Below are 19,686 nucleotides of genomic sequence, written 5' to 3' on the forward strand. Positions count from 1 at the left end.
GGGGCCGCGCACGAACCGCGCACGGTCGGCTGCGGGTGCTGTCACGGGCGCGGACTAACGTTGCGGACGTGCGTTTCGGAGTGCTGGGCCCGCTGGAGGTGCGGACCGCCGACGGCGAGGCCGTCGCGGTTCCCGAGGCGAAGGTCCGTGCCCTGCTCGCGGCGCTGCTCGCGCACGACGGGCCGGTGTCGGCGGACCGGTTGATCGACGACCTGTGGGGCGTCGAGCCGCCCGGCAACCCGACGAACACGCTGCAGACGAAGGTCTCGCAGCTGCGCAAGGCCATCGGCAGGGGGCTGGTGACCTACCGCTCCCCCGGCTACGCGCTGGACATCGAGCCGGACGCGGTGGATGCGCACCGCTTCCGCCGTCTTCTCGCGCAGGCCCGCGAGGCCGCCGCCCCGGAGGCCCGCCGGGCGCTGCTGGCCGACGCGCTGGCGCTGTGGCGGGGTTCCGCGTTCGCCGAGTTCGCCGACGAGCCGTTCGCGCAGGCCCCCATCCAGCGGCTGGCCGAAGAACGCCTCGCCGCGCAGGAGGAGTTCGCCGAAACCCGGCTGGAGCTGGGCGAGCACGCCGCGCTCGCGGGCGAGCTCGGCGAGCTGGTGAGCGCGCATCCGCTGCGCGAGCGGCTGCGCGCGGTGCACGTGCGGGCGCTGTACCGCGCCGGGCGGCAGGGCGAGGCGCTGGCGAGCCTGGCGGACCTGCGGGAGCGGCTGGCCGACGAGCTGGGCGTCGACCCGAGCCCGGAACTGGCCGAGCTGCAGCAGGCCGTCCTGACGCAGGACGCCGCGCTCGCCGCCCCCGCCGCGCCGGTGCACGACCTGCCGGTGCCGGTCACCGACCTGGTCGGCCGGGACCGGGAGTTCGCCCAGGTCAAGGCGTTGCTGAGCACGTCGCGGCTGGTGACGTTGACCGGGCCCGGCGGGGTGGGCAAGACGCGGCTGGCCATCGAAGCGGCCCGCAGCGCGGCGTTCAGAGACGGCGTGCGGCTCGTCGAGCTGGCCGGCATCCGGGCCGATGGGGACGCGACGTGCTCGCTGGAGCACGCCGTGCTGGCGGAGCTGGACGTGCAGGAAACCGGAGCGGCGCCCGTCGCACCGGCCGATCCGCTGGTCGATGCGTTGCGCGGCAAGGAGATCCTGCTCGTCCTCGACAACTGCGAGCACCTGATCATCGGCGCCGCCGGGATGGCCGCGCGCCTGCTGCGGGCGCTGCCCGGGTTGCGGATCCTCGCCACGAGCCGGGAGGCGCTCGGCATCTCGGGCGAGACGCTGCTCCCGGTGCCGCCGCTGGACGTTCCGCCGCCCGGATCCGGCCTCGACGACGTGCGGGCGTCGGGCGCGGTGCGGCTGTTCGCCGCCCGCGCCGCCGCGGCGTCTCCGGGCTTCGACGTCGACGGCGACAACGCCGCACCGGTGGCCGCGATCTGCCGCCGGCTGGACGGCATCCCGCTGGCCCTGGAGCTGGCCGCCACCCGGGTTCGCGCGCTCGGCGCGAAGACCCTCTTGTCCAGATTGGACGACCGATTCGCACTGCTCACGTCCGGCCACCGCGATGCCCCCGAGCGGCAACGGACGTTGCAGGCGGTGATCGACTGGAGCTGGCGCCTGCTGCCGACGGCCGAGCGAACAGTGTTGCGCCGCCTGGCCATCCACCGCGATGGATGCACTTTGGACAGTGCCGAAGCGGTGTGCTCCGGCGACGGCGTCCGGCCCACCGAGGTGCTGGACCTGCTGGCGCGGCTCGTGGACCGGTCGCTGGTGGTCGCGACGGAAACACCCGCCGGAGGTCGTCGGTATCGCCTGCTGGAGTCGGTTGCGGCGTACTGCCTGGAGCGGCTGGAAGAGGCCGACGAGCATGAAACCCTCCGCCAACGGCACAACGAGCACTACCTCGCGCTGGCGGAGCGAGCAGACCCGAACTTGCGCGGCCGCGAACAACGGCACTGGCTGGAGCGGCTCGACGCGGAGGCGGCGAACCTGCGGGCGACCCTGGACGACGCCGTCCAGCACTCCACCGAGATGGCGTTGCGGCTGGTCAACGCGTTGTTCTGGTACTGGTTCCTGCGCGGCAGGCTCAGCGAGGCCAAGCGCTCGCTGGCCGCGGCCCTCGCGACGGGCGGCGGCGGAGAAACGCGGGCGAAGACGGCGGCCTGGTACGCCGGGATCGGACTGCTGACCGGGGAGCCCGTCGAGGAGGTCGACGCGTGGCGGAACATCACCGATCCCACGGACCGCGCCCGCGCGCGGTGGTTCCTCATCCACGCGAGGACCACCGTCGCCGACCTCTCCAGCACCGAACGCGACGTGGACGAGCTGGTGGCGGAGTTCGCCGGGCTGGACGACCGCTGGGGCCTCGGCGTCGCGCTCAGCGACCGGACTACGCACCAGATGACGCGCGGCGACCTGGCTGCGGCGAAGCGGGATGCCGAGCGCAGCGCCGGACTCTTCCAGGAGCTGGGCGACAGCTGGGGCCTGGCGCAAGCGTCGTACGGGCTCGGCACGGTCGCCGGGATCACCGGCGACTACGCGAGCGCCGAGCGCCATCACGCCGAGGCGCTGCGCGGCGCGGAAGCCCTCGGCCTGTGGGCGGAGGTGGCCTACCAGACGTCCTGGCTGGGCCGCGTCGCGCTGCTCAGGCACGACTACGCGCGGGCGCGCGAGCTGCACACCCGCGCGATGCGCGTGGCCGCCGAGCGCGGCTTCACCCCGGCGGAGATGTACGCGGAAACCGGCCTGGCGCTGGGCGCGCGCCGCGAGGGCCGGTTCGACGAGGCGGAGCGGCACCTGCGCAGGGTGCTCGAATGGCACCGCCGCGTGGCGTTCGAGCCGGGCAACGCCCTGATCCTGGCCGAACTCGGCTTCGCCGCCGAAGAACGCGGAAACGCCGAGCAGGCCCGCGAACTGCACCTGTCGGCCTACCGGATCGCCGGCCGCGGCACCGACCCCCGGGCGATCGCCCTGACGCTGGAAGGCCTGGCAGGCGCCGAAGCGCTCGCCGGTCGCGCGGCGCGGGCGGCCCGCCTCCTCGGTGCCGCCGCGGCAGCGCGCGACTCCGTCCGCACGCCGCTCCCGCCCGCGGAACGCCTGGACGTCGACCGGATCGAGTCCGCCGCCCGGAAGTCCCTGGGCGACGAGGCATTCGACGCCGAGTACGCCGGCGGATCCGCAGTGCCGCTCACCGACGTCGACACCCTCGCCAGCGGTTGAGCGCACGGTTCGGGACGCCCAATTTTGCCTAAAATTGGAGGCCCTGCCGGTACGCGTGGAGCTGCCAATTTTAGGCAAAATCGGAAAACCCAGCGCGGGGACGCTGGTCCGAGGTCCAGAGGACGTCGAGCGGGCGGCGGCCGGCGGGGATCGCCGAGGTTCCCGGCGGCCGGGGCGCAGGATGCCCCAGCGCGATTCCGGTGCGCACCTGCCAGGGATGCGAGTACCCGGCGATGGCGGTGACGCGTTCGGCGTTGTCCGCCGGGAAGAACGTCACCGGGCACGACCCGAGCCCGAGCAGGTGCGCGGCGAGCATGATGTTCTGCGCAACCCGCCCACCGTCGAACTCCGAATCCGCCCAGCCGTGATCGAGCGCCAGCAGCAACACCACGGGCGCGGACCGCAGGTGCACCGCGTAGGCACCGCAGCGGCTCAGCTCTTCCCGAGTCGCGGCGTCGCGGACGGTGTGGAACCGCCAGGGCTGCCGATTCCGGGCCGACCCGGTCCACCGCGCAGCGTCCAAGATCCGCCGCAGCTCAGCATCGCTCACGTCCTCGCCGGTGAACCACCGCGTAGCGCGCAGCGAAGCCAGCGCACGGAGCGGATCATCACTCACGCGAGGTCGAACCGCCCGGCCTTGACACCAGCGACGAAGCGCCCCCATCCGGCACCCTGGAACCAAAGCTCCGGCCCATCAGGATTCTTCGAGTCACGAGCCCCGACGACCTCGTCAGCGACAGCGATCTCGACACAGGCGCCGTTGTTGGCGCTGTAGCTGGACTTCCTCCAGGCTGACGCGCTGGCGGCCGCAAACGCGATCTCGACACAGGCTCCATTAGCCGCGCTGTAGCTCGACTTCCTCCAGGCTGAGGCAGACATGACGTCCTCCGACTAGGTCTCCGAAATCAGCGCTTTCACGAAGTTCACTGAATCGGCTGGTTCCAGCGCTACGCGTTGCAAGTTTTCCGCGACGAGTGTATACGTCTGCACCACATCCGGGTCCTGCATGTATATGGCTCCATCCAGATGTTCGAGATACGCGACAGGACGAGCTTCAGCGAAGTCCAGAAGAACGAACTCCCCCGTGCCGCCAGCATCGTGCGGCCCGCACTCGGGACGAAGGACCTGGAACTCGACGTTTCCGCTGTCAGCCAGTTCGATCAAGCGCTTGTACTGATTCACACGCGTCTCCGGCGACCCCACAGCCAACCGCAAAGCACTTTCGCCGATCACTGCGTGCAGCCGCAGCGGCTCCGGGCCGGTAAGCCGCTGGGCACGAGCCAACCGGAACGACACAAACCGCTCGTTGTGGTTTTGCCGAACGAAGCCGGATGCAGCTGTCAACGCCTGCGCATACTCCTCCGTCTGCATCAAACCTGGCAGTGCCATTGGCTGGTACGCAAATTCCGACTCGGCCAAACCTTCCAGCCCGACGAAGGTCCGCAGCCAATCCGGGATCACGTCGATCCATGGCGCCAGCCACGAGCGTTGATCCGCCCGGCCGCACAATGACGTCAGACGGTCGACATCCCAGGCGGGAGCGCCGTAGAACTCCAGCAGGCCCGCGATCTGTTCTGGTTGCGGGAAGTACATGCCCTTCTCGAAGTGACCGACCAGGCTTGTCGAGCACCCGATCGCCTTCGCCGCTGCGGCGAGGGTTTGCCCAGCACGTTTCCGGTATCCCGCGAGCTCGACACCGATCAACCAGCGCAGCGCCGACGGGTCACCTCGTCCAGCCACTCGTACCTCCACAACTCTCGGAACCACCGCACAGTCTGCCCTGCTCGGCCAGCGACAACATCGACACCACTCAGTTCGGTTATAGACGAGTCTAGATTTCTAGCTACCGTTATAAGTGATCGATTTCACGATCCCGAGGGAGGCCTGATGAACGACACCGAAACCGAAATCTGGACGCCGGAGCCTGATGAGTACGAGCTCGTGCGCGAGGAAATCCGGCGCGCTCCCAAGCTTTTCGCGCTGCGTGAGCTCGATCACGACGACGAGTGGGAACTGACCGAAGGCCGGGTGTTCGCCTGGGGGCTCGCCTTCGGCGACCGCGCCGAGGTCGTCAGCACCGATGGTCGTGGCCGTGGCTCCTTCTGTTCTCCCACACGCGCCGCCGAGATCTTCGCCCGCACCGCCGAAGTCCGCCTCATCTACCCCTAGCCGCGCCATAGTGCTCGTGAGTGGTATTGGTCGCTCCAACGGCCACGACCACTCACGAGCTTCATCGGCGGCGCTTGGTCCGCAGGTAGTCGCCGACGACCGCCGCGCCGAGGCCGTCCGCGGTGGGCGACAGGACCCGGCCGCCGCCGCGGCGGGCGACGATGTCCACGAACGCCTTCAGGCGCGGGTCCTCGCCGAGCATGAAGACGCTCAGCGTGGTCCCCAACCGGTGCAATGCGTCCACTTCGGACAGCGTCACGCCGAGGGTGTGCGGCGTCGGCGGGTACTGGAATACCGCTTCGCCGTCGGGTTCGAGGTGCGCGGTCGGTTCGCCGTCGGTCACGACGAGCACCACCGGCTGGGCGTCCGGGTGGCGGCGCAGGTGGCGGCCCGCGAGCAGCAGGGCGTGGTGCAGGTTCGTGCCCTGCTCCCAAACCCCTTCCAGCGCGGCGAGCTCACCCACGTCCACAGTGGACGCGTAGCGGCCGAAGGTGACCAGCTGCAGCGCGTCCGACCGGAACCGGGTCGCGACCAGGTGGTGCAGCGCGAGCGCGGTGCGCTTCATCGGCACCCAGCGGCCGTCCTGCACCATCGACCACGACGTGTCCACGCACAGCACCACAGCCGCGCGCGAACGCTGCTCGGTCTCCGCCACCTCCAGGTCCGAGATGTCCAGCAGCGCCGAATCCGGTCCCTCCCCCGCGCGCCGCAGCACCGCGTTGCGCACCGTGCGCACGGCGTCCCACGGCTCCGCGTCGCCGTAGCTCCACGGCCGCGTGGTGCCGGTCAGCTCCCCCGCCGCGCCCGCGCGATCGGTGTCGCGCTCGCCGCGCCGCGACCGCAGCTGCGAGATCACCGACCGCAGCGCGGTCTCCCCGAGCCGCCGCATCGCTCGCGGCGACAGCCGGAGGCTGCCATCGGGCGCGCGCTGCAACAGGCCCTGCTGCCGCAACTGCTGCTCGATCTCCGAAAGCCGCTGCGCATCGACGACCGCCTGCGGGCCGAGCTGCCGCTCCAGTGCCTCCAGGTCGATGTCCTCCAGGCTCGCGCCCGGATACGCCTGCCCCAGCTGCTCCGCCAGCCGGTCCAGCTCCCCGAGCTCGGCCATCGCCGCAGTCGCCTCGGCCAGGCCCATCGGCTGGTCGCCGCGGAACCGCGCCTGGCCCGTCCAGTCCTCGCCCGGCCGCAGCCCTTGCAGCTGCTGATCGAGCCGCTGCAACGCCTGCGCGATCCGCGGATCGCCGAATGCCTGCTGCGACAACGACATCAGCTCGGCGCGCTGCTGCTCGCTCATGGAGTTCAGCAGCCGCTGCGCGGCGGCCGAGCGGGCCGCCAGCGCGTCGATGAGCTCGTCGACGTTGCGCGGGTTCTCCGGGAAGAACTCGCCGTGCTGGGCCATGAACTGCTCGAACTTCTGCTGGACGTCGGCGTCGCCACGGGCGTGCGCGGCCAGCAGCGCCGACAGGTCGTCGAGCATCTGCCGGACCCGCTCGACGTCCTCGGGCGAGACGTGCTGCATCGCCTGCTTCATGCCCTGGAAGCGCTGTTCGAGGAACTCGGTGCCCAGCATCTGCCGGATCTCCTCGAAGGTCTCCCGCGCGTCCGGCGAACGCCAGTCGTAGTTCGCCAGCTCGGCGACCTGGCCGGCGACGTCCGGCGGCAGCGCGTCGAGCTGCAGTTCGCGGAACCGAGCGTCCTCACTCGTGTCGGCCGCGAGCGCCAGCCGCTCCTGCTGCAGCGCGCGGTCCAGCAGCCGGCGGACCTCGGAGAGCGTCCCGTCCAGCCGGTGCCGTCGCTGCAGCTCGCTGCGCCGCTGCCACAGCCGCCGGGTGAGCTCGTCGAGCCCGGCGGTGTCGCTGGTTCCGGTGCGCAGCATCTCCTCCAGCGCGGAGCGCGGCGACGCGCCTTCCATGACGTCGCGGCCGATCTGGTCCAGCGCGGCGCGCAGGTCCACCGGCGGGGCCAAGGGGTCCGTCCCGCCGTGCCACGCGTCGTACCGGAACCGGCGGCTCATCAGCTGTACACCGACCGGTCGTCCTCGGCGTCCTTGCCGAGCCGCTTCGCCAGGTACAGCGACTCCAGCGCGAGCTCGACGGCGCTGGCGATCCGCCCCGGCGGATCCCCGGCCCGCACGCCGAGCCGCTCCGCGACCTGGTGCAGCACCGGCAGTTCCGGCAGCGCCGTGAGCACGTCGTGCCCGGCGATGCGCTCGCCGGTGGCCACCGGGTGGCCGTCGACGACGGCCTGGGCCAGCGACTGCAGGTCCAGCCCGGCGAACAGGCCGCGGGCGGTGTCGGCCACCGAGCGGCGCAGCAGGTAGCCGAGCAGCTCGTCCTCGCGGCCCTCCTCGCCGGCCTCGAACTCGATCTTGCCGCGCAGCACGGCGGGCACCGCCGCCAGGTCGACCGGCCGCGCCACCGCCGGGTGCTCGCCGGTCACCGCGGAGCGGTGCAGCGCGGCGGCCGAGACCGTCTCGGCGGCGGCGATCGCGAACCGGGCCGACACGCCGGAGCGCTGGTCGACGGCGTTGGACTCGCGCAGGTGGCCGACGAAGCGCGCCAGCACCTCCAGCAGGTGGTCGCCGACCTCCGCGGGCAGGTCCGCCTCCTGGCGCACCAGCGAGATCTCGTCGTCGACGTCCAGCGGGTAGTGGGTGCGGATCTCCGCGCCGAAGCGGTCCTTCAGCGGCGTGATGATCCGGCCCCGGTTGGTGTAGTCCTCCGGGTTTGCGGTGGCGACCAGCAGCACGTCCAGCGGCAGCCGCAGGCTGTAGCCGCGGATCTGGATGTCCCGCTCCTCCATCACGTTCAGCAGCGCCACCTGGATCCGCTCGGCCAGGTCGGGCAGCTCGTTGACGGTCACGATGCCGCGGTGCGCGCGGGGCACCAGTCCGAAGTGGATCGTCTCCGGGTCGCCCAGCGAGCGCCCCTCGGCGACCTTCACCGGGTCCACGTCGCCGACCAGGTCGCCGACCGAGGTGTCCGGGGTCGCCAGCTTCTCCACGTACCGCTCGCTGCGGTGCCGCCAGGCCACCGGCAGGTCGTCGCCGAGTTCGGCGGCGCGGCGGCGGGAGGCCGGGGTGATCGGCTGCAGCGGGTGCTCGCCGAGCTCCGAACCCTCGATGACCGGCGTCCACTCGTCCAGCAGTTCGGTGAGGCTGCGCAACAGCCGCGTCTTGCCCTGCCCGCGCTCCCCGAGCAGCACCACGTCGTGCCCGGCGATCAGGGCGCGCTCCAGCTGCGGCAGCACGGTCTGGTCGAAACCGACGATGCCGGGCCACAGCGAGCGGCCGGAGCGCAGCGCGGTCAGCAGGTTGGCGCGCAGCTCCGCCTTGACGCTGCGCGGTGCGTGGCCGCTGGACCGCAGCTCGCCCGCCGTGCGGGGCAGCCCTTCGGGTGAAGTCGGGGTTGTCACCCCCTCGACGCTACCGGCACGCACCGACACGCGCTGCCATAGCAGAAAGGATTTCGCATGCGGGCGAGCGAGAGTAGAAAAACCAGGTAACCCGCGACGGCACGCGCAGGAGGATCAAGTGGCCCTGGAGATCGAGGTGGACCCCGCCGAGGCCGGGTTCGACGCCGCCCGGCTGAACCGAATCGACCAGCACTTCGCCAAGTACGTCGAGGCGGGCAAGCTGCCCGGCTGGCTGGCGCTGGTGTCCCGGCAGGGCAAGATCGCGCACCTGTCGACGCACGGCATGCGCGACATCGCCGCCGGCGCCCCGGTGCAGACCGACACCCTGTTCCGGATCTACTCCATGACCAAACCGGTCACGTCGGTGGCGATCATGATGCTGCACGAGGAGGGCGCGTTCGAGCTCACCGACCCGGTCAGCGACTTCATCCCGTCGTTCGCCGAGCTGCGCGTCTACAACGGCGGCACCGCCCGCGCCCCGCAGACCCGCCCGGCGGGCGAGGACATGCGGATCTGGCACCTGCTGACCCACACCTCGGGCCTCACCTACGCCTTCCACTACCTGAACCCGGTCGACGAGCTCTACCGCCGCGCCGGCTTCGAGTACGGCATGGCCGACGACCTCGACCTGGCGGGCTGCTGCGACGAGTGGGCGAGCATGCCGCTGCTGTTCGACCCCGGTACGGCCTGGAACTACTCGGTGGCCACCGACGTGCTGGGCCGGATCGTGGAGGTGGCGTCCGGGCAGACGCTGGACGAGTTCTTCCGCACCCGCATCTTCGAGCCGCTGGGCATGACCGACACCGGCTTCGCGGTGGACCGCGCCGACGCCGACCGGCTCGCCACCCTCTACGTCGCCGACCCGCAGGGCAAGGCCCGCCCGCACCCGAAGCAGGCGGAGCTGGGCGCGGCGGCGTTCGAGCTGCCCAAGGCCCTCTCCGGCGGCGGCGGGCTGTTCTCCGCGGCGCACGACTACCACCGGTTCACGCAGATGCTGCTGCGCGAGGGCGAACTCGACGGGGTCCGCCTGCTCGGCAGCCGCACGGTGCAGTACATGACCCGCAACCACCTGCCCGGCGGCGCGGACCTGGAAACCCTGGCGCTCGGCGCGTTCTCGGAGGTGGCCAACGCGGGCAAGGGCTTCGGCCTGGGCTTCGCGGTGATCGACGACCCGATGGCGGCGAAGGTGATCAGCTCGCCGGGCGAGTTCTCCTGGGGCGGCCTGGCCAGCACGGCGTTCTGGGTGGACCCGGCGGAGGACCTGACGGTGCTGTTCCTGACCCAGCTGATGCCGTCGAGCACCCACCCCATCCGCTCCCAGCTGCACCAACTCGTCTATCAGGCCCTGGTGGACTAGAAACCTTTTCCAGGCTCGTTCTGCGTGGCGGTGCGGGTAGCGGCCCCCCTGCGGGAGTTGCGGCCGCCGCCTGGCTGTGGGATCCCCGATTTGCGTATGACCAGCGGCATCGGGGCTGTCCTCGCCAGGCGGCGCCTGAGAACCCGCGGCGGTGCCAGTTGCGCAGGTGGGCTGAGCGGCTGCGCCGCTTCAAGGACAAAGCCACCCTCTACGGGCCGAGATCCGGCTCACGACTCCAGGACGCGGGACTCGCCGACCGCCAGGTCCCACAGCCGCTCCGGGTCGCGGCCCGCGTCGCGCCAGGCCTTGCGGATCCGGGTCAGCGGCTCCGTGACCGGCTCGCGGGTCAGCACGAACGTTCCCCAGTGCATGGTCGCCGCGTACTCCGCGCCCAGGTCGGCCACCGCCTGCGCGGCCTCCTCCGGGTCCATGTGCACCGGCTTCATGAACCAGCGCGGGTCGTACGCGCCGATCGGCACCATCGCCACGTCGATGCCCGGGTAGCGCTGCGCGATCTCCGCGAAGTGCGGCCCGTAACCGCTGTCCCCGGCGAAGTAGACCCGGTGCTCCGGCCCGGTGATCACCCAGCTGCCCCACAGGCTGCGGCAGGTGTCCCGCGGGCCGCGGCGGCTCCAGTGCCGCGCGGGCGCGAAGTCGAACGTCAGCCCGGCGACCTCCGCCGACTGCCACCAGTCCAGCTCGACGACCTCGGTGAAGCCGCGGCGCCGGAACCAGCGGCCCAGCCCCGCGGGCACCAGCACCGGGGTGGCGCGGGGCAGCCGTTGCACGGTGGGCGCGTCCAGGTGGTCGTAGTGGTTGTGGCTGATCACGACCGCGTCGATGGGCGGCAGCTCGCCGAAGGCGACGCCCGGCGGCGTGAGCCGTCGCGGCACGCCGGGGATCCGCGACGACCACACCGGATCGGTGAGCACCGTCGCCCCGGCCATCCGCACCACGTACGTCGAGTGCCCGACCCAGGTGACCGAGGTGTCCCGCGCCGTCACCGGCGGCAGTCCGGTGCGCAGCACCGGGATCCGGTCGGCGTCCTCCACCCGGCCGCGGAACCCGCCGGTCCACATCAGCCGCATCACGGCTCGGAAGCTGGGCAGCGGCTCGTGCAAGCGGTCCGCGTAGGAGGACTGGATCGTCGGCTGCTGGTACTCGGGTCGCACCCGACCAGATTGCCCTGCGCGGCCGCTGGTCCGCACCCGCAGCGTCAGAAGGCGGGCCAGGGGATGGCCGGCCAGTCCCCGGACGGCGCGGGGAACACGCCGTCCACCAGCAGCCGCTCGATGCGCGCGTTGACCGCCTGGACTTCTTTCGGGGTGACGTGTTCGGCCAGCTCAGCGGCCAGCTCGCCCTCCATCAGGGCGCGCAGCTCGCCCAGCCGGTCGACGACGTCGCCCGGCAGCGGCTGCCCGATCCAGCCCCACAGCACGGTGCGCAGCTTGTCGTCGGTGTTGAGGCTCACGCCGTGGTCGACGCCGAGCACCCGGCCGTCCGGGGCGTGCAGGACGTGCCCGCCCTTGCGGTCGGCGTTGTTGATCACGATGTCGAGCACCGCCAGCAGCCGCAGCCGTTCATGGTCGGCGTGCGCGAGCACGACCGGGTCGCCGCGGTGGTCCTGGGCGCGCAGCACCGCCAGCCAGCCGTCCGGGACCTCGCCGGGGGCGACGATGTCGACCAGCTGCGAGTCCTCCTCGACATCCACCCACAGCTGCACCATGCCCGGCCCGAACGGGCCGTCGCGCAGCAGCGTCGGCGGGATCAGCCCCCAGCCGGTGGCCTCGGACAGCAGGTAGGACGCGACCTCGCGGCCGGCCAGCGTGCCGTCCGGGAAGTCCCATAACGGCCGCTCGCCGCGCACCGGCTTGTACACACACTCGGCGGACACGCCGTCGGCCTCGATCCCGCAGAACAGCGTCGCGTTGGACGCCTCCACCAGCCGGCCCTGCACGTCCAGCCGGCCGTGCCGGAGCAGCTCCGCGACCGCGGGATCGCCCGCGTGCACGACCGTCAGACCTCTTCCGAGCGGCGGTAGCCGTTCTGCCGGGGGCAGATGTGCCCGGCGGGGTCCAGCGGTTCGGCGCACAGCGGGCACGGCTTGCGGCCCGCGTTGATGACGCGCTCGGCGCGCTCGGCGAACGCCCGCGCGTGCGCAGGGCTGAGGAACACCCGCAGCGCGTCGGGGCCTTCCTCGGTGTCGTCGAGCACCACCGACTCGTCGATCTCCTCCTCGGTGACCGCGAGGAGCTCGACGACCACCGCCTCGGTTTCGGCGTCCCAGCCCAGCCCCATGGTGCCGACCCGGAACTCCTCGTCGACCGGCACCGCCAGCGGGTCGGTGTCGACGAGGTCGTCGGGGGTCTGGCTGGGCAGGTCGGTGTTGAACCGGCGCTGCACTTCTTCCAGCAGCGCGCCGATGCGTTCGGCCAGCACCGACACCTGCTGCTTCTCGAGCTGCACGCTGACCGTGCGCACGTCCTCGGACGCCTGCAGGTAGAAGGTGCGATCGCCGGGTTCCCCGACCGTTCCGGCGACGAATCGGTCGGGTTGACGGAAGACGTGGATGACACGAGCCATGACTCCTCCGACCCTAGGCCACCGCGCGCCGTGCGTGCGCGGCTGGCCCCCGTTTCCTTCATCACCGTTGCGAACCGGCCCGGCTTCCGCCGGGTCACCCGCCGGTTTACTCGCTGAACGGGCTCGTCGACCACCTGTTTCAGCGTTGTTCGCCGATGGCGAACTGCGGCGCGTCCCCTCCGGTGCCGATATCCTCACCGACGGTGGTCAAGATCGCGGGGATGGAGCACGCCATGACCATGCGCGAACTACGTCGCCCGCACCGGCTGCGCAGCGGGGACACCGTGGCGCTCGTCGCGCCCGCCGGACCGGTGCCGGAGGACCTGCTCGAAACCGGGCTGGAGCACCTGCGCTCCTGGGGCCTGAACACCAGGGTCGGCAAACACGTCCGGGATCGCCACCCGCGCCTGGACTACCTCGCGGGCACCGACGCCGACCGCGCCGCCGACCTGCAGGAGGCGTGGTGCGATCCGGACGTCAGCGCGGTGTTCTGCGTGCGCGGCGGCTACGGCAGCATGCGGATCCTCGACCTCCTGGACTGGACCGAGATGGCCGCGGCCGGGCCGAAGCTGTTCACCGGCTCCAGCGACATCACGGCCCTGCACGACGCGTTCGCCACCCAGCTCGGCCTGGTCACGGTGTTCGGACCGATGGCCGCGACGAAGGCGTTCACCGAAGACGCGGCCGCGCGGGAACACCTGCGCCGCACCCTGTTCCAGCCCGAGTCGGTCACCATCCTGACGCGCTCCACCGCGGACGCGCTCGTGCCCGGGCGGGCGCGGGGCATCACCTACGGCGGCAACCTGAGCATCGTCGCGGGTTCCTTCGGCGCACCGGACGCACCGACGCCGCCGGAGCGCGGCATCGCCATGCTCGAGGACGTCACGGAGGACCCGTACCAGCTGGACCGGTTCGTCACGCAGCTGCTGCGCGCGGGCTGGTTCGACCACGCCGCCGGGATCGCGCTCGGTTCCTGGACGGAGTGCGGGCCGCTGGAGCAGGTGCGCACGGTGATGTCGGACCGCCTGGGCGGCCTGGGCGTGCCGATCCTGTGGGAGCTGGGCTTCGGCCACTGCACGGCCCAGCGCACCATCCCGCTCGGGGTGGCCGCCGAACTCGACACCGACGCGCAGCGCCTCTCGATCCTGCAGCCCGCGCTGCTCTAGTAACTCCCGCAGGGGGCCGCCACCCGCACCGCCACGCAAAACGAGCCTGGAAACAACCTCGCTAGTTCGCTTTCTTCCGGGCGTAGTGCTGGCGGGCCTTCGCGCGGTTGCCGCACCGAGCCATCGAGCACCACTGCCGGTTTCGCGCCGGGGAGACGTCGACGAACCGGATCCCGCAGAGGTGGAAGGCGCAGACGGCGACGCGCGGGAACGGCTCGGTGGCGAGCAGGTCGATCGCGTCGGCCGCGACCGCCGCCAGCGCGGCCCGCACCGGGTCGTCCGGCGCCGGTCGCCGGGCTTCCACCGACCCGTCCGGGCGCACCAGCAGCTGAGCCGCGGCGCGGTTCTCCGCGCGGGCGGCTTCGTTGATCAGGTCCACATCGGACTCCGCGATGCCGAGCCCCCGGACCCGGGCCTGCAGCGACCGGTCGATCGCCTCGCGCAGCTCGCGCGCGAACCCGACGTGCGCGTCCGCGGCCGCGCCGTCGGCGCGGAGCCCGGCTTCGCGCAGCCATTCGGCCAGGCGATCCGGCGTCACCAGCAGCTCGCGGCCGCCGCAGTAGCGGTCGCGCAGCGTGTTGACCAGATCGAGGCTGGGACGACCGCCGTCCCAGATCCAATCACCCATTCTCGCCCCCTCCGCCGGCCGTAGATATGGCATTCTAAGTTCTAACCCCCCAAGACGGTTAGAAGTGGAGTTCGCCGGATGCCGACCGAAGAAGTCGCCCTGATCAACGGTTTGCGCGTGCACTACACGCGGGCGGGCAGCGGCCCGGGCCTGGTGCTGCTGCACGGCTGGCCGCAGACCAGCCACTGCTGGCGGAAGCTGATCCCGGAGCTGGCCCGCACCCACACCGTGATCGCGCCGGACCTGCGCGGCTACGGCCGGACCGACAAGCCCCGCACCGGCTACGACAAGCGCACGATGGCCTCCGACGTGGCCGCGCTGGCCGAATCGCTGGGCTTCGAGTCGGTCAGCGTCGTCGGCCACGACCGGGGCGCGCGGGTGGCGCACCGCTGGGGCCTGGACCGCCCGGCGCAGGTCGACCGGCTGGCGCTGCTGGACGTCGTGCCGACCCGCGAGATGTGGAAGCGGCTGAACACCGAAGCCGGCATGGCCTACTGGCACTGGCTGTTCCACATGCAGCCGGACCTGCCGGAACGCCTGGCCGGCGCCGACGTCGCGGGCTACCTCGGGTACTTCTTCGAGCGCTGGACGGTCAACCGGCACGGCCTGGAAGCGGCGGCGATCGACGAGTACGTGCGCGCCTTCTCCGCGCCCGGCGCGCTGCGCGCCGGTTTCGACGACTACCGGGCGTCGTTCCCGCACGACAGCGAGCACGACGACGTCGACGCGGCGGCGGGCCGGAAGCTGACCATGCCGGTGCTGGCGCTGTGGGGCTCGGCCGGCCTGCCCGCCCGGCTGCCGATGCGCGAGATCTGGCTCGACTACGCCGATGACCTCACCAGCGCCGAAATCCCGGAATGCGGCCACTTCCTGCCCGAGGAACGCCCGGAAGCGGTGCTGACGCACCTGCGGGAGTTCCTGAAGGCCGCTTGATACCTTCGGGCCCATGCGCGTCCGCCCCATCTCCCCCGGCCTGCTGGCCGCGGAGGTGGTGGAACGCATCGACGCCCTGCAGGGGCGCTGGGCGCGGGTGGCGGTGGACGGCGCACCCGCCGCCGGCACCGGCGAATTCGCCGACGCGCTGGTGGAACCGCTGCGGGCGCGGGGGCGCGAGGTGGTCCGGGTGCGCACCGCGGACTACCTGCGCCCGGCCTCGCTGCGACTGGAACACGGCCACCACGACCCGGACTCGTTCTACGCGAGCTGGTTCGACCTGAAAGCCCTGACCCGCGAGGTGCTGACCCCGCTGTCCGCGAGCGGAAACGGCCAGGTGCTACCCGCCTTCTGGGACGCCGAGGCGGACCGCTCGCCCCGACTCGCCCGCATCGCCCTCCCGCCCCGTGGAGTGGCCATTGTGGACGGACCGCTGCTGCTCGGGGCGGGCCTGGACTTCGACTTCGCGATCCACCTGTGGCTCCCGGAAGCGGCCCTGCAGCGGCGAACCCCGGACCCGGACCGCTGGACGCTGCCCGCGTTCCGGCGCTACGCCGAAGAAGTCATCCCGGAACGCCTCGCCGACTGCGTGATCCGGGTCGACCGCCCGGGCCGCCCCGCCGTCGTCGACAGCCTGGACTGAGCCACCGAACGAACACGTGGCACGGTTTGCAGATGGATGAGCCTGTTTTGGCTGCGGAACACCACTGAGTAACTACACCGCGCGGCGTTCGACGGACGGGACGGCGGCCAGGAGCGTCTTCGTGTAGTCGTGCTCGGGGTCGAGCAGGACCTGCTCCACCGGGCCGACCTCCACCAGATCGCCCTGGTACATCACCGCCACCCGGTCCGCGATGTTCCAGGCCAGGCCGAGGTCGTGGGTGATCACCAGCGTCGACAGGCCGCGTTCGACCCGCAGGCGCAGCAGCAGCGCCAGGATCTCGCCGCGCACCGTCGCGTCCAGCGACGCCACCGGCTCGTCCGCGATCAGCACCCGCGGCTCCAGCACCAGCGCGCCTGCGATCACCACGCGCTGCCGCTGGCCGCCCGAGAGCTCCTGCGGCAGGCGGCCGAAGAACTTCTCCGCCGGCCGCAGCTCCGCCGCCTCCAGCGCCGCCGCGACGCGACCGCGCTCGTCATCGGCGATGCCGTGAATCCGCAGACCTTCCGCCACCGCTTCGTAAACCGTGTGCCGGGGGTTGAGCGCGCCGGTCGGGTCCTGCAGCACCAGCTGCACCTGCTTGCGGTACTCGCGCAGCCCGGCGCTGCCGGTCGGCAGCGGCACGCCGTCGAAGCGCACCGCACCACCGGTCGGCTGCTGCAGCCCCAGCATCGTCCGGGCCAGCGTCGTCTTGCCGGAGCCGGACTGGCCGACCAGCGCGACGATCTCGTTCTCGCCCACCTCCAAGTCCACCCCGCGCACGGCGCGCACGGTCTGCCCGGAGCGGCTGGTGAAGTCGACCGACACCGCCCCCGCCGACAGCAGCGCGGGCCCGCTCGGCGCCCCTTCGGTGAGCCGGAACCGCGGGTCGCCGACGGTCGGGAAGGCGCTGGCCAGCGCCTGGCTGTGGGCGTGCTGCGGCTCGGTCATGACCTGCCCCGACAGACCGTGCTCGACGACCTGCCCCTGGTACATCACCGCCAGCCGCTCGCAGCTGGCCGACAGCACCGACAGGTCGTGGCTGATCATCAGCAGCGCGATGCCGCGCTCGGCGACCAGCCGGCCCATCAGATCCAGGATCTGGGCCTGCACCACCACGTCCAGCGCCGTGGTGGGCTCGTCGGCGATGACCAGGCGCGGCTCGCAGGCCAGCGCCATCGCGATCATCACCCGCTGCTTCTGCCCGCCGGACAGCTCGTGCGGATAGGCGTCGGCCCGCTCCGCGGGCAGCTCCACCTGCGCGAGCAGCTCCGCGACCCGCTTGCGCGGGTCGCCGTTCGCCCGGCCGTGCAGCTTGATCGGCTCGGCGATCTGATCGCCGATGGTGCGCACCGGGTTCAACGCGTGCATGGCGCCCTGGAACACCACCGACGCGCTCGCCCAGCGCACCGCGCGCAGCTGCCCGAACGTCATCTCGCGCACGTCCTGACCGTCCAGCAGGACCTCGCCGTCGATGCGCGCCGAACTCGGCAGCAGCCGCAGCACGGACATCGCCAGCGTCGTCTTGCCGCAGCCGGATTCCCCTGCCAGGCCGAGGGTTTCGCCCTCGGCGAGGCTCAGGCTCACGCCGCGAACCGCGGTCTCCTCGGCGCCCCGATAGGTCACCGACACGTCCCGGAATTGCAGAATCGGAGTCACCGCCGCCCCCGCAGCCTCGGATTGAACACGGCCTCCAGCGCCCGCCCGCAGAGCGTGAAGCCGAGCACCACCACCACGATTCCCAGGCCCGGCGGCAGCAGGTACCACCACGCGCCGCCGGTGACCGCGCCGGTGTCCATCGCGGACTTCAGCATCGAACCCCACGAAACCATGCTGGGATCGCCCAGGCCCAGGAACGACAGCGTCGACTCGGCGATGATGGCGCTGGCCACCGACAACGTCGTGTTGGCGAACACCAGCGGCAGCACGGCGGGCAGCACGTGACGGCCGATGACGTGGCCGTGCCCCGCGCCCAGCGCCCGGGCCCGCTCGATGTAGGGGCGGGCCTCGATCGTCAGGGTCTGCGCGCGCACCATCCGCGCCGTCGGCGGCCACGCCGTCACCCCGATGGCCAGCACGATCGTCCACAGCCCGCGGGCGAGCACCGTGGACAGCGCGATGGCCAGCACCAGCGACGGCAGGACCAGGAAGAAATCGGTGAAGCGCAGCAGCACCCGGGAGGTCCAGCCGCCGAAGTGCGCGGCGAGCACCCCCACCACGGTCCCGATCAGCACCGACAGCACGGCCGCCGACAGGCCGACGACCAGCGACACCCGCGCGCCCCACCAGGTCAGCAGCAGCACCGAACGCCCGGATTCGTCGGTGCCGAGCCAGAATTCGCCGCTCGGCGCCTGCAGCGGGCGGCCCGGCGCCCGCGTGACGTCCAGGCCGCCGGCATCGGTGAGCAGCGGCGCGAACAACGCCAGCAAGCCGACCACGACCAGCACCACGAGGCCCACCGAACCGGCTCGGTCCGCGCGGAAGACTCGCCACGCCTCGGCCGCCCTGGCCCGGCGGCGGGCCCGGATGATCTGCCCTGCGGTGGCCGTCATGATTCCCGCACCCTCGGATCGAGCACCCGGTAGAGCACATCGGCCAGCACGTTCATCACCACCACGCTCCCCGCAAGCACGATGAAAATGCCCTGCAGCAACGGAAGGTCCGGCACCCGCAGCGCCTCGTAGGTGAGCAATCCGAGACCCGGCCAGGAGAACACCGTCTCCACCGTGATCGCGCCCCCGACCACCAGACCGAGCCGCAGGAAGATCAGCGTGACGGTGGGCAGCAGCGCGTTGGGCACCGCATGCCGCCGCCGCACCAGGTCCTCGCGCAGCCCCTTGGCGCGCGCGGTGGTCAGGTAGTCCTCGCCCATCTCCTCCAGCAGCGACGAGCGCATCACCATCAGGTACTCGGCGTAGATCACCGCGACCATCGTCAGCGCGGGCAGCACCAGGTGGTGGGCGATGTCCAGGACCTGCGGCAGCAGCTCCGGCGGCGTGTCCGGCGAGGAGATCCCGCCGACCGGGAACATGCCCGGGATCGGCCCGACGCCGACGCCGAAGGCCATCAGCACGATCAACCCGAGCCAGAACGTCGGCACCGACCACAGCGTCAGCGCGATCGACGTCGAGGTCTTGTCGAAGGCGCCGCCGTGCTGCCACGCCGCGCGCGAACCCATCCACAGCCCCAGCAGCACGGCGATCAGGGTCGCCGTGCCCACCAGCAGCACGGTCGGGCCGATGCGGTCGAGGATCAGCTCGCCCACCGGGCGGCTGTAGGTGTAGGAGGTGCCGAGGTCACCGCGCAGCAGGTTGCCGAGGAAGTCCAGGAACTGCTTCCACAGCGGCTGGTCCAGGCCGAACCGCTCGCGCAGCACGGCGATCTGCTGCTCGGTGACCGGCGCGCCGTGGGTCATGGTGCGCACCGGATCGCCGGGCATCACCCGGAACAGGAAGAAGCCCAGCACCGCCACCAGGAACAGGCTCACCAGGCCGCCGCCCAGCTTGCCCGCCACGTAGCGGACGGCCCGGCGTCCGCCGCCGGTGGGCGGCGCCGGTTCTGCGACTGTCGCGAGTGCTTGGGACACG

Annotated in this window: 18 protein-coding genes; 6 read left to right on the plus strand and 12 right to left on the minus strand. The window is 71.8% G+C overall.

Going from position 1 to position 19,686, the window contains the following annotated elements; genetic code table 11:
* Positions 1-68: 68 nt before the first annotated feature.
* Complete coding sequence (locus AC07EQ_RS20035) at positions 69-3,209, plus strand: BTAD domain-containing putative transcriptional regulator (protein ID WP_478389433.1); 3,141 nt, start codon at positions 69-71, stop codon at positions 3,207-3,209.
* A gap of 70 nt (positions 3,210-3,279) precedes the next feature.
* On the opposite strand, the gene AC07EQ_RS20040 is transcribed toward AC07EQ_RS20035, so the two are convergent.
* Genes AC07EQ_RS20040 through AC07EQ_RS20050 form a run of 3 tightly spaced genes read right to left on the minus strand, consistent with a single transcriptional unit; the run spans position 3,280 to position 4,949 of the window.
* Entirely contained in the window at positions 3,280-3,825 is a 546-nt protein-coding gene (locus AC07EQ_RS20040) for a nitroreductase family protein (RefSeq protein WP_478389434.1), read from the minus strand.
* Positions 3,822-4,088: a DUF397 domain-containing protein gene (locus tag AC07EQ_RS20045; RefSeq protein WP_478389435.1), complete on the minus strand. Its 267-nt coding sequence runs from the start codon at positions 4,086-4,088 to the stop codon at positions 3,822-3,824. Before AC07EQ_RS20045 ends, AC07EQ_RS20040 begins: the two co-directional genes overlap by 4 nt.
* A gap of 12 nt (positions 4,089-4,100) precedes the next feature.
* A complete protein-coding gene (locus AC07EQ_RS20050) occupies positions 4,101-4,949 on the minus strand; it encodes a helix-turn-helix domain-containing protein (protein ID WP_478389436.1) in 849 nt (282 codons plus the stop codon).
* 147 nt (positions 4,950-5,096) lie between these two features.
* On the opposite strand from AC07EQ_RS20050, the gene AC07EQ_RS20055 reads away from it, so the two are divergent.
* Positions 5,097-5,378 (plus strand): hypothetical protein, encoded by a 282-nt coding sequence (locus tag AC07EQ_RS20055; protein WP_478389437.1) that lies wholly within the window; start codon positions 5,097-5,099, stop codon positions 5,376-5,378.
* 61 nt (positions 5,379-5,439) lie between these two features.
* On the opposite strand, the gene AC07EQ_RS20060 is transcribed toward AC07EQ_RS20055, so the two are convergent.
* The gene (locus tag AC07EQ_RS20060; protein ID WP_478389438.1) at positions 5,440-7,392 is read right to left on the minus strand and encodes a vWA domain-containing protein; all 1,953 of its coding nucleotides are present in this window, start codon (positions 7,390-7,392) and stop codon (positions 5,440-5,442) included.
* Positions 7,392-8,792 carry an ATP-binding protein gene (locus AC07EQ_RS20065; RefSeq protein ID WP_358307473.1) on the minus strand — a complete coding sequence of 467 codons (1,401 nt, stop codon included), beginning with the start codon at positions 8,790-8,792 and terminating at the stop codon, positions 7,392-7,394. The genes AC07EQ_RS20060 and AC07EQ_RS20065 overlap by 1 nt, the downstream gene beginning before the upstream one ends.
* Before the next feature lie 118 nt (positions 8,793-8,910).
* Between AC07EQ_RS20065 and AC07EQ_RS20070 the strand changes: the two genes are divergently transcribed.
* Positions 8,911-10,149, plus strand: coding sequence for a serine hydrolase domain-containing protein (locus tag AC07EQ_RS20070; RefSeq protein WP_478389439.1), 1,239 nt, complete (start codon positions 8,911-8,913; stop codon positions 10,147-10,149).
* A 227-nt stretch (positions 10,150-10,376) separates the two neighbouring features.
* Here the strand turns inward: AC07EQ_RS20070 and AC07EQ_RS20075 are convergent, their stop codons facing one another.
* Genes AC07EQ_RS20075 through AC07EQ_RS20085 form a run of 3 tightly spaced genes read right to left on the minus strand, consistent with a single transcriptional unit; the run spans position 10,377 to position 12,732 of the window.
* Positions 10,377-11,321: an MBL fold metallo-hydrolase gene (locus AC07EQ_RS20075; RefSeq protein ID WP_478389440.1), complete on the minus strand. Its 945-nt coding sequence runs from the start codon at positions 11,319-11,321 to the stop codon at positions 10,377-10,379.
* Positions 11,322-11,365: 44 nt separating this feature from the next.
* Positions 11,366-12,160 carry an SCO1664 family protein gene (locus AC07EQ_RS20080; RefSeq protein WP_478389441.1) on the minus strand — a complete coding sequence of 265 codons (795 nt, stop codon included), beginning with the start codon at positions 12,158-12,160 and terminating at the stop codon, positions 11,366-11,368.
* Between the two features lie 5 nt (positions 12,161-12,165).
* Entirely contained in the window at positions 12,166-12,732 is a 567-nt protein-coding gene (locus AC07EQ_RS20085) for a DUF3090 domain-containing protein (RefSeq protein ID WP_132480436.1), read from the minus strand.
* Positions 12,733-12,953: 221 nt separating this feature from the next.
* Here AC07EQ_RS20085 and AC07EQ_RS20090 point away from each other — a divergent pair, with 221 nt between their 5' ends.
* The gene (locus AC07EQ_RS20090) at positions 12,954-13,898 is read left to right on the plus strand and encodes a S66 peptidase family protein (protein WP_478389522.1); all 945 of its coding nucleotides are present in this window, start codon (positions 12,954-12,956) and stop codon (positions 13,896-13,898) included.
* Positions 13,899-13,959: 61 nt separating this feature from the next.
* Here the strand turns inward: AC07EQ_RS20090 and AC07EQ_RS20095 are convergent, their stop codons facing one another.
* On the minus strand, positions 13,960-14,526 hold the full coding sequence (locus tag AC07EQ_RS20095) for a CGNR zinc finger domain-containing protein (RefSeq protein ID WP_478389442.1): 567 nt from the start codon (positions 14,524-14,526) through the stop codon (positions 13,960-13,962).
* 78 nt (positions 14,527-14,604) lie between these two features.
* Between AC07EQ_RS20095 and AC07EQ_RS20100 the strand changes: the two genes are divergently transcribed.
* Together AC07EQ_RS20100 and AC07EQ_RS20105 are read left to right on the plus strand one after the other, a co-directional pair.
* The gene (locus AC07EQ_RS20100) at positions 14,605-15,459 is read left to right on the plus strand and encodes an alpha/beta fold hydrolase (RefSeq protein WP_478389443.1); all 855 of its coding nucleotides are present in this window, start codon (positions 14,605-14,607) and stop codon (positions 15,457-15,459) included.
* 13 nt (positions 15,460-15,472) lie between these two features.
* Entirely contained in the window at positions 15,473-16,102 is a 630-nt protein-coding gene (locus AC07EQ_RS20105) for a nucleoside/nucleotide kinase family protein (protein ID WP_478389444.1), read from the plus strand.
* 72 nt (positions 16,103-16,174) lie between these two features.
* Here the strand turns inward: AC07EQ_RS20105 and AC07EQ_RS20110 are convergent, their stop codons facing one another.
* The 3 genes from AC07EQ_RS20110 to AC07EQ_RS20120 are packed head-to-tail and all read right to left on the minus strand — an operon-like array spanning position 16,175 to position 19,685.
* Positions 16,175-17,758 (minus strand): dipeptide ABC transporter ATP-binding protein, encoded by a 1,584-nt coding sequence (locus AC07EQ_RS20110; RefSeq protein WP_478389445.1) that lies wholly within the window; start codon positions 17,756-17,758, stop codon positions 16,175-16,177.
* Positions 17,755-18,651: an ABC transporter permease gene (locus AC07EQ_RS20115; protein ID WP_478389446.1), complete on the minus strand. Its 897-nt coding sequence runs from the start codon at positions 18,649-18,651 to the stop codon at positions 17,755-17,757. Before AC07EQ_RS20115 ends, AC07EQ_RS20110 begins: the two co-directional genes overlap by 4 nt.
* The gene (locus AC07EQ_RS20120) at positions 18,648-19,685 is read right to left on the minus strand and encodes an ABC transporter permease (RefSeq protein ID WP_132480418.1); all 1,038 of its coding nucleotides are present in this window, start codon (positions 19,683-19,685) and stop codon (positions 18,648-18,650) included. Before AC07EQ_RS20120 ends, AC07EQ_RS20115 begins: the two co-directional genes overlap by 4 nt.
* Position 19,686 lies beyond the last annotated feature (1 nt).

Source organism: Saccharopolyspora sp. NPDC045839 (genome assembly GCF_056431645.1).